11 protein-coding genes are annotated in these 15212 nt (G+C 56.8%); 3 read left to right on the top strand and 8 right to left on the bottom strand.

Annotated features, from left to right (window positions below; genetic code table 11):
* Positions 1-147: 147 nt before the first annotated feature.
* Positions 148-1656: a glycerol-3-phosphate dehydrogenase gene (gene glpD / locus ACGS9J_RS19425; protein ID WP_442232421.1), complete on the bottom strand. Its 1509-nt coding sequence runs from the start codon at positions 1654-1656 to the stop codon at positions 148-150.
* 416 nt (positions 1657-2072) lie between these two features.
* Here glpD and ACGS9J_RS19420 point away from each other — a divergent pair, with 416 nt between their 5' ends.
* Positions 2073-3119 carry a virulence RhuM family protein gene (locus ACGS9J_RS19420; RefSeq protein WP_442232420.1) on the top strand — a complete coding sequence of 349 codons (1047 nt, stop codon included), beginning with the start codon at positions 2073-2075 and terminating at the stop codon, positions 3117-3119.
* Positions 3120-3155: 36 nt separating this feature from the next.
* Here ACGS9J_RS19420 and ACGS9J_RS19415 read toward each other — a convergent pair whose 3' ends face one another.
* The 5 genes from ACGS9J_RS19415 to malT form a co-directional block, all read right to left on the bottom strand.
* Positions 3156-3914: a DeoR/GlpR family transcriptional regulator gene (locus ACGS9J_RS19415; protein ID WP_020837378.1), complete on the bottom strand. Its 759-nt coding sequence runs from the start codon at positions 3912-3914 to the stop codon at positions 3156-3158.
* A 36-nt stretch (positions 3915-3950) separates the two neighbouring features.
* Positions 3951-4787, bottom strand: coding sequence for a rhomboid family intramembrane serine protease GlpG (glpG, locus tag ACGS9J_RS19410; protein ID WP_442232419.1), 837 nt, complete (start codon positions 4785-4787; stop codon positions 3951-3953).
* 168 nt (positions 4788-4955) lie between these two features.
* Positions 4956-5282 carry a thiosulfate sulfurtransferase GlpE gene (gene glpE / locus ACGS9J_RS19405; protein WP_442232418.1) on the bottom strand — a complete coding sequence of 109 codons (327 nt, stop codon included), beginning with the start codon at positions 5280-5282 and terminating at the stop codon, positions 4956-4958.
* Between the two features lie 162 nt (positions 5283-5444).
* A complete protein-coding gene (locus ACGS9J_RS19400) occupies positions 5445-5993 on the bottom strand; it encodes a GNAT family N-acetyltransferase (RefSeq protein ID WP_442232417.1) in 549 nt (182 codons plus the stop codon).
* Between the two features lie 25 nt (positions 5994-6018).
* Positions 6019-8733, bottom strand: coding sequence for an HTH-type transcriptional regulator MalT (gene malT, locus ACGS9J_RS19395; protein ID WP_442232416.1), 2715 nt, complete (start codon positions 8731-8733; stop codon positions 6019-6021).
* Between the two features lie 541 nt (positions 8734-9274).
* On the opposite strand from malT, the gene malP reads away from it, so the two are divergent.
* Both malP and malQ read left to right on the top strand, forming a co-directional pair.
* Entirely contained in the window at positions 9275-11680 is a 2406-nt protein-coding gene (malP, locus tag ACGS9J_RS19390) for a maltodextrin phosphorylase (RefSeq protein WP_442232415.1), read from the top strand.
* A gap of 9 nt (positions 11681-11689) precedes the next feature.
* On the top strand, positions 11690-13777 hold the full coding sequence (gene malQ, locus ACGS9J_RS19385; RefSeq protein WP_442232414.1) for a 4-alpha-glucanotransferase: 2088 nt from the start codon (positions 11690-11692) through the stop codon (positions 13775-13777).
* A gap of 85 nt (positions 13778-13862) precedes the next feature.
* Here the strand turns inward: malQ and nfuA are convergent, their stop codons facing one another.
* On the bottom strand, positions 13863-14438 hold the full coding sequence (nfuA, locus tag ACGS9J_RS19380; RefSeq protein ID WP_442232413.1) for a Fe-S biogenesis protein NfuA: 576 nt from the start codon (positions 14436-14438) through the stop codon (positions 13863-13865).
* 67 nt (positions 14439-14505) lie between these two features.
* Positions 14506-15189 (bottom strand): DNA utilization protein GntX, encoded by a 684-nt coding sequence (gntX, locus tag ACGS9J_RS19375; RefSeq protein WP_442232412.1) that lies wholly within the window; start codon positions 15187-15189, stop codon positions 14506-14508.
* Between the last annotated feature and the right edge of the window lie 23 nt (positions 15190-15212).

The raw sequence follows: 15212 nt of genomic DNA, 5'->3' as shown, positions 1-15212 counted from the left end.
CTGTGTAGTAAAAGTCCTGATCCAGGAACTAATAAAAACAAAGGATTATGTCTTCTTATTTACTCCAAACATCCGAAAATCCCATTTTTCGGGTGTTTGCCATCAGACTAAAGGGCCGGATATCCGGCCCTTTTCACGTTTAGCGATTCAGGATGCCAAAGACAGCGTTTTCGCTTTCGCGTGTTCCGCCAGCCAGGCTTTGACTCGTGCCTGCTGAGCTTCGTCCAGCCACATGCCCAACTTGGTGCGACGCCAGATAGCGTCATCCAGTTCCACCACCCACTCTTTTTCAATCAGGTAGCGCAGCTCGGCTTCATACAGGCCGTGACCGAAATCTTCGCCCAGATCGTTGAGGCTGTTGGCGCCGGCCAGGATTAGCTCGCTGTGGCTACCGTAGGTGCGTGCAAAGCGACGCGCCAGTGATTCAGGCAGCCAGCTGTGCTCGCGGCGCAGTTTTGCGGCGTAGCTGTCGCGATCACCGCCGATGTCGCCACCTGGCAGTGAACCGTTTTTGGTCCATGCCGGGCCGCAGCCAGGGTAGTAGTGCGCCAGTTTTTCCATCGCATGCTCAGCCAGCTTGCGGTAGGTGGTCAGTTTGCCGCCGAACACCGACAGCAGCGGCGCTTTGCCCTGTTCGTCATGGACGTCCAGCGTGTAGTCGCGGGTGACCGCCTGCGGTGAATCCGATTCGTCGTCGCACAGTGGGCGTACGCCGGAGTAAGTCCAGACGATATCGTCACGGCCCAGCTGTTTCTTAAAGTGGTCGTTGTACACTTTCAGCAGGTAGTTGATTTCGTTATCGTCAATCTTCACGTCTTTCGGATCGCCGTGGTATTCCACGTCGGTGGTGCCGATGATAGAGAACTCGTCATTCCATGGGATCACGAAGACGATACGATGGTCTTCGTTCTGCAGAATATAGGACTGCGGCTGATCGTGTACGCGCGGCACGACGATGTGGCTGCCCTTGATCAGACGGATGCCGTAAGGCGATTTCAGCTTCAGGCCGTCGTCGAAGAAGTGCTTCACCCATGGGCCGGTGGCGTTCACCAGGCCCTTGGCGCGCCAGGTAAAGGTTTTGCCGCTGTCGACGTCAACCGCTTCGACCATCCACAGGCCGTTTTCACGCCATGCACGGGTCACTTTGGTGCGGGTGCGGACTTCGCCGCCACGTTTTTCCACTTCCTGGGCGTTCAACACCACCAGGCGAGCATCGTCGACCCAGCAGTCAGAATATTCGAAACCGCGCTTCAACTCCGGCTTCAGTACCGATTCTGGTCCAAAGCGCAAACCCTTGCTGCCTGGCAGGCTGGTGCGTTTGCCCAGGTGATCGTACAGGAACAGGCCGATGCGGATCATCCAGGCCGGACGCAGGTGCGGTTGGTGCGGCAGGCGGAAGCGCATTGGGAAGGCAATGTGCGGGGCCAGTTTCAGCAGCACTTCACGTTCGGCCAGCGCTTCGCTCACCAAACGGAATTCGTAGTGTTCCAGGTAGCGCAGGCCACCGTGGATCAATTTGGAACTGGCGGAAGACGTAGCACAGGCCAAGTCTTGCGCTTCCAGCAGCAGAACGGACAGGCCGCGCCCGGCAGCATCCGCCGCGATGCCGGCACCGTTGATGCCGCCACCGATAACGATCAAGTCTTTGGTTTCCACGTCAACTTCCTCCAGATGTTCGAAATAGCTCTTTCATGTTCGTTTTCGCTCATGATTGTAATCAAAAACCAACAAACAAGCCAAGACTTAACCAAACAAAAACATTTAGGCGTGATAGAGGTAACAGTTTGGAGATAGTAGTTATACAAAGAGAAGGGGTATTGCAGGCGTAGGCTATTGTGCCGAGTGAAGTATTAACCCGGCCAATTATAAAGAAAACACATGAAAAACGGTGATATATCCATAAGTTACAAGATGCTCGAGTTTTTCATTCGTCAGCGTATATTGCTAAGTCGGGTGTAAATATCAGCAATGTTACTCTGGTTTCGAGTGTTATAAGCTTCAGGTTAGCCATCGGGCACCGGCACGTTGTGGTGTAGCACCACGAACTCTGTACCTCATAAAAGGATATTGTCATGGCGAACTCGTTTCTTTCTCCTGCCCCAGACGGGGAGTTTGTTCTGTTTCAGTCAGCGGATGGTAAGGTTCGTTTAGAGTGCCGTTTTGCATCGGATACGCTTTGGTTATCGCAGGCGGCGATGTCTGAGCTCTATCAGGTGACACCGCAAGCGGTGACCCAACACATCAAAGCGGTTTATGACGAAGGTGAACTTGAACAAAGTTCAACCTGTAAGGATTACTTACAAGTTCAAACCGAAGGTACCAGGCAGGTTCAGAGGAAAATTCGCCACTATAATCTGGGGGTTATCCTCGCGGTTGGCTACCGCGTTCGTTCTTCACGTGGTACCCAGTTCCGCCGGTGGGCGACACAAACTCTGCAAGAATACCTGGTGAAAGGCTTCGTGATGGATGACGAACGCCTGAAAAATCCGCCGGTCGGCAAATCGGTGGTGCCGGATTATTTCGATGAAATGCTTGAACGCATCCGCGATATTCGCGCCAGCGAACGGCGTATCTACCTACGTGTGTTGGATATTTTTTCCATGGCGGCGGATTATCAACCGTCAAATAAAGAAACTATCCATTTCTTTCGGGTTATTCAAAATAAGCTGCATTACGCCAGCACGGGAATGACGGCAGCCGAATTAATCGCCACCCGCGTGGATGCTGAGCAGCCCAATATGGGGCTGACCAGTTTTAAATATGACGAAGTGCGCCGTACCGATGTGACCATCGCCAAGAACTACCTCAGTAAAACTGAAATTGATGAATTGAATCGCGTTGTCACCATGTGGCTGGATTTTGCCGAAGATCAGACGAGACGTCGCCAGCAAGTTTTTCTGCGCGACTGGCAAACCAGGCTCGACCAATTCTTGGCGTTCAACAACCGTGATATTTTGCAGCATGCCGGTTCCGTCAGCAAAAAGCAGGCGAATGAAAAAGCGGTCCTCACCTTTGACGATTTTGAGCAGCGCCGTAGACGCCTGAAAGAAGTTGAAGGGGAGCGAAACAATATTGAGGTTTTGCGGGACATAGCCAACAAAGAGAAGAATGACCGCTAACATCCCCTCCAAAGGGAGAAGATGTCAGGGAAAGACTCAGCAAAGTTCGAGTTGGACGTCGTACTGCTCGATGATTTTCATCACGCTTGGCGGCGGCAGTTGGTCAGTAAACAGGTAGTCGATCAGGTTCATGTTACCGAGGTTAACCATCGCGTTACGGCCGAATTTGGAGTGGTCGGTCACCAGCATGACGCAGCGTGAATTTTCGATAATTGCGCGTTTGGTGCGCACTTCGTGATAGTCGAATTCGAGCAGCGAGCCGTCCATGTCGATGCCGCTGATGCCGAGAATGCCGTAATCGAGACGGAACTGGGAAATAAAGTCCAGCGTGGCTTCGCCCATGATGCCGCCGTCGCGGGTGCGCACTTCGCCGCCGGCCAGGATCAGGCGGAAATCTTCCTTGGCGGTCAGCAGGGTGGCGACGTTCAGGTTATTGGTCACTACGCGCAGGTTCTTGTGGTTCATCAGCGCATGGGCGACCGCTTCCGGCGTGGTGCCGATGTCGATAAACAGCGTGGCACCGTCCGGGATCTGGCTGGCGACGCGTTGAGCGATACGCGCTTTCTGTTCTGACCACATCACTTTACGATCGTTGTACGCGGCATTGACCGAACTGGAAGGCAACGCGGCACCGCCGTGGTGGCGTTGGATTTTGTTCTGATCGGCCAGGTCATTCAAATCACGGCGAATCGTTTGCGGGCTGACGTCAAAATGTTCGACCAGTTCTTCCGTGCTGACATAACCTTGCAGGCGCACCAGCTCGATAATTGCGTCATGACGCTGTGTTTGCTTCACGATAATCCCCTAAAACGCCCGGCTTGTACCTGGCTGTTATTGTTCGTTGTGCGCGCGATGGCGCGTGTCCCAAAATGCCATCAATAACCCTAACACTAAACCGGCTACGTGTGCCGCGTTAGCGATCGACATTCCTAAAATATCGAAATATCCCGCCACCAGCCACAGGACTGAGAACACCATCAGGCCGCGGGGCAGCATCAGGCCGCGTTCCGGCGCCCGCTCACCGCTCAGCCAGCAGTAACCCATCAGCGCGTAGACCACGCCGGACAGACCGCCAAACAAGGCGCCGCTGAACAGCGACTGCGCCCAACCGCTGAAAAAGGCCGAAACCACCGCCAGCACGAACAGTTTGCCGGCACCGAGGCGTTTTTCCATCGGGCCGCCGAGATACCACCACCACAGCAGGTTAAAGGTGATATGCAGCAGTGAGAAATGCAGGAAAGCGTGGCTGACCCAACGCCACAGCTGCAGGTACTGGCTGCTGTTTTGTGGCCAGGAGAGCCAGTACATGACGAGGTCATCGCCCAGTATCTGCATCAGAATATAGACTGCAATGCACAGCACCATGACGCTCAACGTCAGCGGCCCGGCCTTGCTGCGCAAGGTTTGCAGATAGGAAAAGCCCTGGTAGTGCAGATCGGCGTCGGTATTGCCGGCCTGCCAACTGGCGGCCCGGTAGCGGCTGTTGAGCGGATCGATCAGGAACTGCTGCAGTTCGTGCTGCACCTGCTCCAGATGGCTGTCGTCAGCCAGCCAGATTTCCGCCGCCTCGCCGTTATTGTGCACCCGAAGCTCGATGCCCTGTGTCGTCATATAGTCGACAAAGGCCTGCGCCAGGCGGGGATTGGATACGGCGATTACTCTAACCATTGCTTTTCCGTCTAAGTGAATGATTTTAGCCGCCGGTTTGCTCCCGGTGGCGTTGACGGCCGATTATAGCGTCGAAATCCTGAGCGCAGGCAGAGGATCTGCGAAAAACCTGCAAAAACACTCACTAAAAGCGCGAAAAAGGAACCCGCCGGGGGCGACGGGGGAAGATTATGCGGAGGTTTCAACGTCCTGCGGATACTGACGCGCCCAGGCCTCAAAGCCGCCGTCGATGCTGTAGACCGCCTCAAACCCCTGATGCAGCAGGTATTGGGCTGCGCTGCGGCTGCTGTTGCCGTGGTAGCACATTACCATCACCGGACGATCAAAATCGTTCTGCTGCATGAAGGTTTGCAGGCTGGCGTTGGTCAGGTGAAAGGCGCCTGGCGTGTGCCCGGCTTCAAAACTCTGCGGATCGCGGATGTCGACCAGGGCGGCGCTGTCGTCTTTCCAACGGCTGTATGCCTGTTCAACGTTGATCGCTTCAAACTGTTCCATAACTGCCAACTGCCTCGTAATATGAATATGCCGCCATTGTAGTCAATTTTGCGGCAATTAAGACCAGATGAAGACTGTGGTTTATCACGCCCATTTTACTGCTGTTATGGCGGGCTTCTATCAACAAGATCAGGAAAAGGACGGCGCCCTTTTCCTGACGCATTACACCCCGGTTTCGACCGTCATCTTTTCGTAGTGATCATTAAGGAGCTTTATCTCCGCCGTCACATTGAAGCCTAACGTCCGATACAGGGCTTTCAGATGGGGTTTCTTCGTATCGGCCAGAAGGCCGACTTTATTGAGCCCTTGCTGCCTGGCTTCTTCAACGACGCGGCTAATCAGCGATTTTGCTATCCCGCGTCCTCTGCACTCCGGCAGCACCGCCAGGGAGTCTATGTATATTTCATCGGGATCTGATTCATTTTCCATTTCAGCATGCGGCTCTGTTATGGCGGTGAATCCTGACTCATCTTCCCCTTTGAAATACAGGATACAGCCAAGGATTTTTTCCTGATCCCGAGCCACGAAGACATTTTTGTAGCCAAAATACACATCATTGCGGCCGAAGTTCATTTCATACTGCAACAGGGCTTCGTTGATATCGTCTTTACCCGACAGGGCCAGTACGGCATCTTTATCCGCCAGTGCGATAAGCCTGACGACTTCCCCCGCATCTGATTTCTTGGCGTTACCTATAATGACATCTTCCATAATCGATGATTCCTTTGCGTATTCGTCAGGCGCCGTACCCCATCATTTTCAGCAGTTGCTGCGCCTGCTGTACCGCTTCCTGGCGATGTGCCACACCCAACTTCTGGTAGAGGTTGCGGATATGGGTTTTGATGGTGGTGGCCGCCACGTCCAGTTCGCCGGCAATTTGGTCGTTGCTGTAACCGGAGTAGATCAGCCCCAGTACCTGCCATTCGCGCTGCGTCAGCGGACTGGTACGGATCAGTTCCGGCACCTGTGGGTGAGTTAGCAGTTTATCGACGAAGTTCTCGTCAAAATGCGCGAACTTGTGCCGGTGATGCTGATTGATGTCGCGAAGAATACGCTGGGCGCGATGATTTTCCAACTCCGGCAGCGTATTGAGCTGGATCAGTTGGCGCAGTTGCTGCGCCATCGCTTCGCCTTCAATGACAAAGTGGCTGATAAACCCGGTGCGGCTGGCCAGTGACAGCGCCTCCATCAAGACTTTCTGCGCGTCGCTTTTACGCTCCATCTGCCAGTAAAGCTGATTGCTGAGCAACAGGTTGCGGTTCAGATCGCTGACCAGACGCAGGCGGCGGGCATTGTCGTTGAGCTCATCGAGCACCACTTCGGCCTCTTCATATTGGCCCAGCATGATTTGCACCCGGGCGATGTTACGCCACTGGCCCTGCATAAAGTGGTTGTCCGCCATGCCGGGTTTTTCGGTCTGGCGCAGCCATTGAGCCGCAGCGGCGGTGTCGCCGGTCATCTGCCAATGGATCACCCGCGGTTTGTCGGCGTTGGTCAGCCAGTCGCGATGGTATTGGGAGCCATGCAGCAGGGCTTCGCAACGCTGCATGTGCGCATTGGCGTTATCCAGATCGCCTCGTGCCAGCGAGCACTTGGCCAGCATGGCCATGCACTGCAACTGTTGCTGAGGCTGGTAGTTGGCCAGGATTTTCAGGCCTTCACGGGCCGCGTCTTCCGCTTCGTCCAGCCGCGACCAGGACCACAGGATTTGTGAGCGGATGCGCAGCAGAAACTCGTGCATCGGCAACTGTTCCAGATGCTGCTCGCGCACCAGCTCAAATGCCTTGTCCTGAGTTTCATAGGCGGCCTGCAGGAAACCCTGCGCAATCAGAATTTCGCTCTGCTGCAACAACGCCCACAGCGCGTAATGGTAAGCCTGATGACGCCGTGCCATTTGCTCGGTTTGCTGCATCATCGGCAACGCACGTGCCAGCTCGCCCTTGCAGTGATGCACTTCGCCGGTCACCGAGGTGGCGACGATGCGGCTGTAATAGCTGGACAGCGGCAGGAATTTCAGCGCTTCGGTGGCCAGACGCTCGGCCTCTTCCGGCTTGCCGGCGTTGATTGCCACCTGCGCGCGCAGGGCATCAAATTCGGCGTGCAGGGTGCGATCGACGTCAATTTTATGCTCGCGCATTGCCTGTTCTGCGCGTTCCAGCAGGGTATTCACTTCGATATAGCGATGCTGGCTCTGTGCCAGCCAGGCCTGCAGCAGCGCCAGCTTGGGATTTTGGATCAGCTTTTCGTAAGGGAGCGCGTTCAGGCACTCTTCCAGCAGGGCCAGCTCGCTGTGGTGGAACAGCGACCAGGCGTGTTGCAGCAGGATATCGCGCAGCATGCTGACGTCACTGGCTGCCAGCGCGTGGTGGATAGCTTCTGCCGGATAGCCCAGCGCCAGCCAGCCTTCGGCGGCGGCCCGGTGCAGGCCCGGCAGTTCCAGCGCCAGCTCCCATTGGCAGCGCTGACGCAGGAAGGTGGCGAACAGCGGGTGGAAGCAGAACCACTCGCCGCTGTCGTCCATGCGGTGGATAAACAGCCCCTGACGCTCCAGCTCTTCCAGCCGTTGCTGGCCATTGTCTTCGCCGGTCAGACGGACGATCAGCGCATCGTTCATCGAGCGCAGCACCGAACAGCGCAGCAGGAAGGCACGCGCCTCGGCATCGACGTGATCCAGTACTTCGTCCACCAGATAATCAGACAGGTGGCTGGCGTTCAACCCCGCCAGGCGCTTGGCCGACTGCTGGGCGGAGGAGGTGGACTGCCGGGCGGACAGCGCGATGAGCTGCAATGCGGTGGCCCAACCTTCGACCTCATCGCACAGCCGGCTGCTGTCGTGCTGCTCCATGGGAGCCGCCAGGCGGCAGTCGAAGAATTGTTTGGCTTCCTGATGGGTAAACGCCAGCTGTTGCGTGCCCATTTCCAGCAGTTGGTCGCGCACGCGCAGATTGGCGATGCCCAACGGCGGCAGGGTACGGGACAGCAGGATCAGCGTCAGGTTTTCCGGCTGGTGGCGCAGGAAGAAGCGCATGGCCTCATGAATCACGTCATTGGTGATCAGGTGGTAGTCATCAATCACCAGATACAGCGGCTGATGCCAGTCGGAAAGTTCGATAAACAGCTGGGCGAACAACGCCGATAGGCTGGCGTACTGATGCTTTTGGCTCAGTGCTTCGCTTTTCACGCAGTGGCCGCCGCTGGCGTGTTGCAAGGCGGCGATCAGGTAGCTGGCGAAGCGTTCGGGTTGGTTGTCGCTTTCATCCAGCGAGTACCAGCCCAGATCTGATTTGCCGGCCGCCCACTGTGCGACCAGCGTGGTTTTCCCGTATCCCGCAGGGCAATTGACCAATGTCAGGCGATAGTTGGCCGTGCTGGCTAATTTGGCCAACAGGCGATCGCGGATCACGGTATTTTGCAGCCGTACCGGACGGCTCAGTTTTGATGGGATCAGCATAGTATTCCAGAGTGAAAATCGCGGTTCCCGCCGCCGAGGCTTGCCCGATGGCGTTTATTTCTTCGCTACGCCTGCCGGGATCGGAGTGGGTTTAATTATTTTATGGCTCGTAATTAATCCCCCTCCTAACTTCTGACAACGTTAAACGTATTGCAACAAGGTTCAGCATTGGCTTGGAGTTATATTGCTATCGATCACACTTTTTTACGTTTACAGCTAAAGCCCTGTGGAACCGTGGTGTTTTAGCGCGCTTGAGTGGCACAGGTACAGGAAAGCATTTATGGGCGCGCAGGCGACTGTAGCCTCTGCAATAACTGTGCTAACGTCATTGAACAAGTTTTCACCTTATTCTCGGTGCTCGTCGCGTCCGTCGGTGGGCTTTTTTGCATGATGCAAGGGAGTCAAAAAGTGCCTGAGATCACAATTTTAGCTACGCCCCAATCCTCCTCCCCAGCTAATCCCCAGGCGGGATGATGCCTTCACGCTTTCTCCCCGGCACGATAACGGTAATTTGACCCACTTACTGGATAGAGAGTTTTTTATGTCCCAGCCTACGCTTAAAAAGGATGCTTTCCTGGCGGCACTGACCCGTCAGTGGCAAAAGTTTGGCCTCAGTTCTGCACAACAGATGACTCAGCACCAATGGTGGGAGGCGGTCAGCGCGGCCCTGGCCGAGCAGTTGGCTGCGCAGCCTGCACCGCGCAAAAGCAGCAAGCCGCTGCGCCATGTGAACTACATTTCGATGGAGTTTCTGATTGGTCGCCTGACGGCCAACAACCTGATTAACCTGGGTTGGTACGATACCGTCGAGCAGGCATTGGCGGAGCAGGACATCAAGCTGGCGGATCTGCTGGAGCAGGAAACCGATCCGGCGTTGGGCAATGGCGGGCTGGGGCGTTTGGCGGCCTGCTTCCTCGATTCGATGGCGACGGTGGAGCAACCGGCGACCGGCTATGGACTGAACTACCAATATGGGCTGTTCCGCCAGTCGTTCAGCGGCGGCCAGCAGCAGGAAGCGCCGGATAACTGGCAGCGCGAAAGCTACCCGTGGTTCCGTCACAACGCCGCGCTGTCGGTGGATGTGGGTATCGGCGGGAAACTGGAGAAATTGGCCGATGGCCGCGAACTGTGGCGTCCTGAGTTTACCCTGCGCGGTGAAGCCTGGGATCTGCCGGTATTGGGCTTCCGTAATGGCGTGACCCAGCCGCTGCGCCTGTGGCAGGCGACCCATCAGCATCCGTTTGACCTGAGCGATTTCAACGACGGCAAATTCCTGCAGGCGGAGAAGCAGGGCGTTGAAGCAGCCAAGCTGACCAAGGTGCTGTACCCGAATGACAATCATCAGGCGGGCAAGCGCCTGCGCCTGATGCAGCAATACTTCCAGTGCGCCTGTTCGGTGGCCGATATTCTGCGTAAGCACCATCTTGCGGGGCGCAAGATTGAAGACCTGCCGAAGTATGAAGTGATCCAGTTGAACGACACTCACCCGACCATCGCCATTCCGGAAATGCTGCGCATTCTGTTGGATGAGCATCAGTTGGAGTGGGATGCCGCCTGGGCGATCACCAGCAAGACCTTCGCCTACACTAACCACACTTTGATGCCGGAAGCGCTGGAGTGCTGGGATGAGAAGCTGGTACGCAGCCTGCTGCCGCGCCACTTCTCGATCATCAAGCAGATTAACGCCAACTTCAAAAAGCTGGTGGATCAACACTGGCCGGGTGACGACGCGGTGTGGGCCAAGCTGGCGGTGCACCATAACAAACAGGTCCGCATGGCTAACCTGTGCGTGGTCAGCGGCTTTGCGGTCAATGGTGTGGCGCAGCTGCACTCCGATCTGGTGGTGAAAGATCTGTTCCCGGAATATCACCAACTGTGGCCGAACAAATTCCACAACGTCACCAACGGCATTACGCCGCGCCGCTGGTTGAAGCAGTGCAACCCGGCGCTGTCAGGGTTGATTGATGAAACGCTGAAGGTGGAGTGGGCTAACGATCTCGACGCGCTGAAAGGGTTGGAGAAATACGCCGATGACGCGGCGTTCCGCCAGCGTTATCAGCAAATCAAACGCGATAACAAAGTGGTGTTGGCCAATTACGTGCATGACGTCATGGGGCTGAAGCTGAACCCGGACGCCATCTTCGACGTGCAGATCAAGCGCCTGCACGAATACAAACGCCAGCACCTTAACCTGTTGCACATTCTGTCGCTGTATCGTCAGCTGCGCGATAACCCGCAGTTGGATATCGTGCCGCGCGTGTTCCTGTTCGGCGCCAAGGCGGCTCCAGGCTATTACCTGGCGAAGAACATCATTTATGCGATCAACCAGGCGGCGTCGAAGATCAACAACGATCCGCTGGTGAAGGATCGCCTGAAAGTGGCGTTTATTCCTGACTACCGCGTTTCTGTCGCTGAGCTGATGATCCCGGCGGCGGATATCTCCGAACAGATCTCCACCGCCGGCAAAGAGGCCTCCGGGACCGGTAATATGAAGCTGGCGTTGAACGGCGCGCTGACCGTCGGCACGCTGGATGGCGCTAACGTGGAAATCGCCGAACAGGTGGGCGAAGACAATATCTTTATCTTCGGCAATACCGTGGATCAGGTGAAGGCACTGCTGGCGAAAGGCTATGACCCGCTGAGCTATCGCAAGAAAGACAAACACCTGAAAGCGATCCTGGACGAATTGGCGAGCGGCGCGTTCAGCAACGGCGACAAGCAGGCTTTCGACATGATGCTGCACAGCCTGCTGGAAGGCGGCGATCCTTATTTGGTCCTGGCGGACTTTGCTTCTTACTGCAAAGCTCAACAGCAGGTAGACGAACTCTATCGTGACCGTGATGAATGGACGCGTCGTACTATTCTTAACACCGCGCGCGTGGGGATGTTCAGTTCGGATCGCTCGATCCGTGACTACCAGCAGCGTATCTGGCAAGCCAAACGTTAAGGAGAGCGAATGGATCGCAAGGTCATCGATCAGGCGGCCGCTCAGGCGGGTATCGCTGCCGATTATATTAATGCCCATGGTCAACAGCAGGCGATCGCCGAGGACACCAAGCTCAGGCTGCTGGACGCCATGGGCCGCGCCACACCGCAGGAGGCTGCGGTGACGCCGCTGCCGGCGGTGAAGGTGTTCTATCAGGGCGCGCCGGTGGCATTGCCGCTGGCGGGCAGCGGTGAGTATCTGTGGACGCTGCTGCGCGAAGACGGCGGCCGGCAACAAGGCCGCGCCAGCGCGCGTAAAACGTTCACTCTGCCGACTGAATTGCCAACGGGCTATCACCAACTGACGCTGACGCAGGGCGAACAGCAGTGGCAGTGTCGGTTGATTGTGGCACCGAAACGCTGCTTTGAACCGGATGCCTTGCTGACCGGCAAGAAGCTGTGGGGCGCTTGCGTCCAGCTCTATACTCTGCGCTCCGATCGTAACTGGGGCATCGGCGACTTTGGCGATCTGCGCCAGATGGTGGAGCAGGTCGGGGAACGGGGCGGTGCTTTTGTCGGGCTAAATCCGATCCACTCTCTGTATCCAGCCAATCCGGAAAGCGCCAGCCCGTACAGCCCATCATCGCGCCGCTGGCTGAACGTGATTTATATCGACGTGAATGCGGTGGAAGATTTCCAGCGCAACGAGGCCGCGCAGCAATGGTGGCTAAAACCGGCCACGCAAAAAAAGCTGGCCGAAGCCCGTGGCAGCGAGCAGGTGGATTACCGCACGGTGACGCAGCTTAAGCTGGCGGCGCTGCAGTTGGCGTTCCCGCTGTTCCAGGCACGCAAAGCCGGTGACGGACAGCGCCAGGCGTTCGAGCAGTTTGTTCTCGACGGCGGCGAAAGTTTGTATCAGCAGGCGGCATTCGACGCGCTGCATGCCGAGCTTGCGGCCGCTGACGGCAGCCTGTGGGGCTGGCCGGCCTGGCCGGAAGAATATCAGCAGGGTGACAGCGCCGCGGTAAAGCAATTTTGTCAGCAGCGGCAGGAACAGGTGCAATTTTACCTGTGGCTACAGTGGCTGGCTGCCAGCCAGTTCGCCGACTGTTTCCGCCAGAGCCAGCAACAACAGATGCCGATTGGCCTGTATCGTGATTTGGCGGTCGGTGTGGCGGAAGGCGGGGCGGAAACCTGGTGCGAGCGCGAGTTGTATTGTCTGAAAGCCTCAGTGGGCGCGCCGCCGGACATTCTGGGGCCGCTGGGGCAAAACTGGGGCCTGCCGCCGATGGATCCGCATGTGATGGCGGCTCGCGGCTACCAGCCGTTTATCGATCTGCTGCGCGCCAACATGACCAGCTGCGGCGCACTGCGCATTGACCATGTGATGGCGTTGCTGCGTTTGTGGTGGATCCCTTACGGTGAAACCGCCGTTCACGGCGCCTATGTGAAATACCCGGTGGATGATCTGCTGGCGGTACTGGCGCTGGAAAGTCAACGCCACCGCTGCATGGTGATTGGCGAAGACCTTGGCACCGTGCCGGTGGAAATTGTCGGCAAGCTGCGCGACAGCGGCGTTTATTCCTATAAGGTGCTGTATTTCGAACGCGATGGCGAGAATCATTTCCGCGCACCGCAGGCCTATCCGGTTCAGGCGATGGCGACCATCACCACGCACGATCTGCCGACGCTGCGCGGTTATTGGCAAAGCGGTGATCTGAAGCTCGGCAACAAGCTGGGGTTGTATCCGGATGCGGAGATCCTGAAAGAGCTGTTTGCCGATCGCGAACGCGCCAAGCAGGGATTGTTGGACGGGTTGCACCATTATGGCTGCGTGCCGCAGAAAGTGGGCAAAAAGGCGGCGTTGCTGAACATGAGCCCGCTGCTTAATCGTGGTTTGCAGCGTTATGTCGCCGACAGCGCCAGCGCCTTGCTGGGCTTGCAGCCGGAAGACTGGTTGGATATGGCTGACCCGGTCAATATTCCCGGCACCAGCGATCAGTACCCTAACTGGCGGCGCAAGCTGAGCAAAACGTTGGAAGAGATGTTTGCCGATCAGCAGGTCAATCGCCTGCTGAAGGATTTGGACAAGCGGCGGCGCAAGGTGTCGGTGGGGTAATGGCATCTCGTGAAAATGCCGGATTGGCTTAACCTAATCCGGCATTTTTTTATCCGCCCTGGGCAGCTTGCCCTGGTTCAGGAGATCAGTAGTAAGAGTGCTCGCCGCGCTGGTGCTCGGTCAAATCGCGCACGCCTTTCAGTTCAGGGAACTTCTGCAGCAGCTCTTTCTCGATGCCTTCCTTCAGGGTCACATCGACCATTGAACAACCGTTACAACCGCCGCCGAACTGCAGGATAGCCAGGCTATCGTCGGTGATTTCCATCAGCGTCACACGGCCGCCGTGGCCGGCCAGCTGTGGGTTGATCTGCGACTGCAGCACGTATTCAACACGTTCCATCAGCGGTGCGTTGTCGTCCACCTTGCGCATTTTGGCATTTGGCGCTTTCAGCGTCAGCTGCGAGCCCAGTTGGTCGGTGACGAAGTCGATTTCGGCATCTTCCAGATACGGTTTGCTCAGCTCATCGATATAGGCGGACAGCTTTTCGAACTTCAGCTCGGTGTCTGTCGCTTCAACGGCGTCCGGCGGGCAATAAGAGACACCGCATTCGGCCGTAGGCGTACCCGGGTTGATCACGAATACGCGGATTTGGGTGCCTTCCTCTTGGTTTGCCAGCAGTTTGGCAAAGTGTTCCTGTGCAGTAGCTGTTATACGAATCATGGCATTAGCTCGTTAGTTCAAATAGTTGACTTCTATACTAGGTTATAATACGCCCATTGCCCTGGCACTACAACGTGCGGCAAACGCACCAGATCTGTATCGATGCGACGCCCTGCCGCTGCAACAACTTGGCGATTTCCGTTACCGTGCTGCCCGTTGTCACCACATCGTCCAGCAGGGCGACGTGCCGACCCGTCAGGGGTTCATGGCATTGAAATGCGCCACGCAGATTGCGCCGTCGCGCCCGGGCCGGTAGCCGTTGCTGTGGTGCGGTTTTGCGTACCCGGCTCAGGGCCGCGGGGCGGTAGTCGCACCCTAGCCAGTGGGCCAGCGGCCGCGCCAGCAGATCACTTTGATTATAGCCGCGTCGCCAGCAACGTTTTGCCTGTAAGGGTACCGCTAAAATGATATCGGGTCTGTTCAGATATTGCTCTCTGTGCGCCTGTTGCCAGTTTAGCAACAGTAGCCGCGCCAGCAGGGGGGCCAACTCCGGCGTGTGCTGAAACTTGAATTTTTTTATCAGCTGACGCAGCGGCGCGGCGTAGTCACTGACGAACACCAGTGCCTGCCAGGGCGGGGGCTGTTGCAGGCAGCGGCCGCAGGGCAATTGGGTGTTGCCGGCAGGCAGACCGCAGCGGGGGCAGCACAAAGGTTTGACGGGCATTTGGCGCAGGCAATAGCTGCAGATACCCTGGCGGCTTAGGCGCAATGGCTGTCGGCATAGCCAACAGCGGCTATGGATTGATAGCATAACCGTCCTCCCTGACGGATGAG

The organism is Serratia quinivorans, from assembly GCF_052113645.1.
Classification (GTDB): Bacteria; Pseudomonadota; Gammaproteobacteria; order Enterobacterales; family Enterobacteriaceae; genus Serratia; species Serratia quinivorans_B.
Note: the sequence above shows the minus strand (reverse complement) of the source record. Positions and strands in the feature narration are given on the sequence as shown.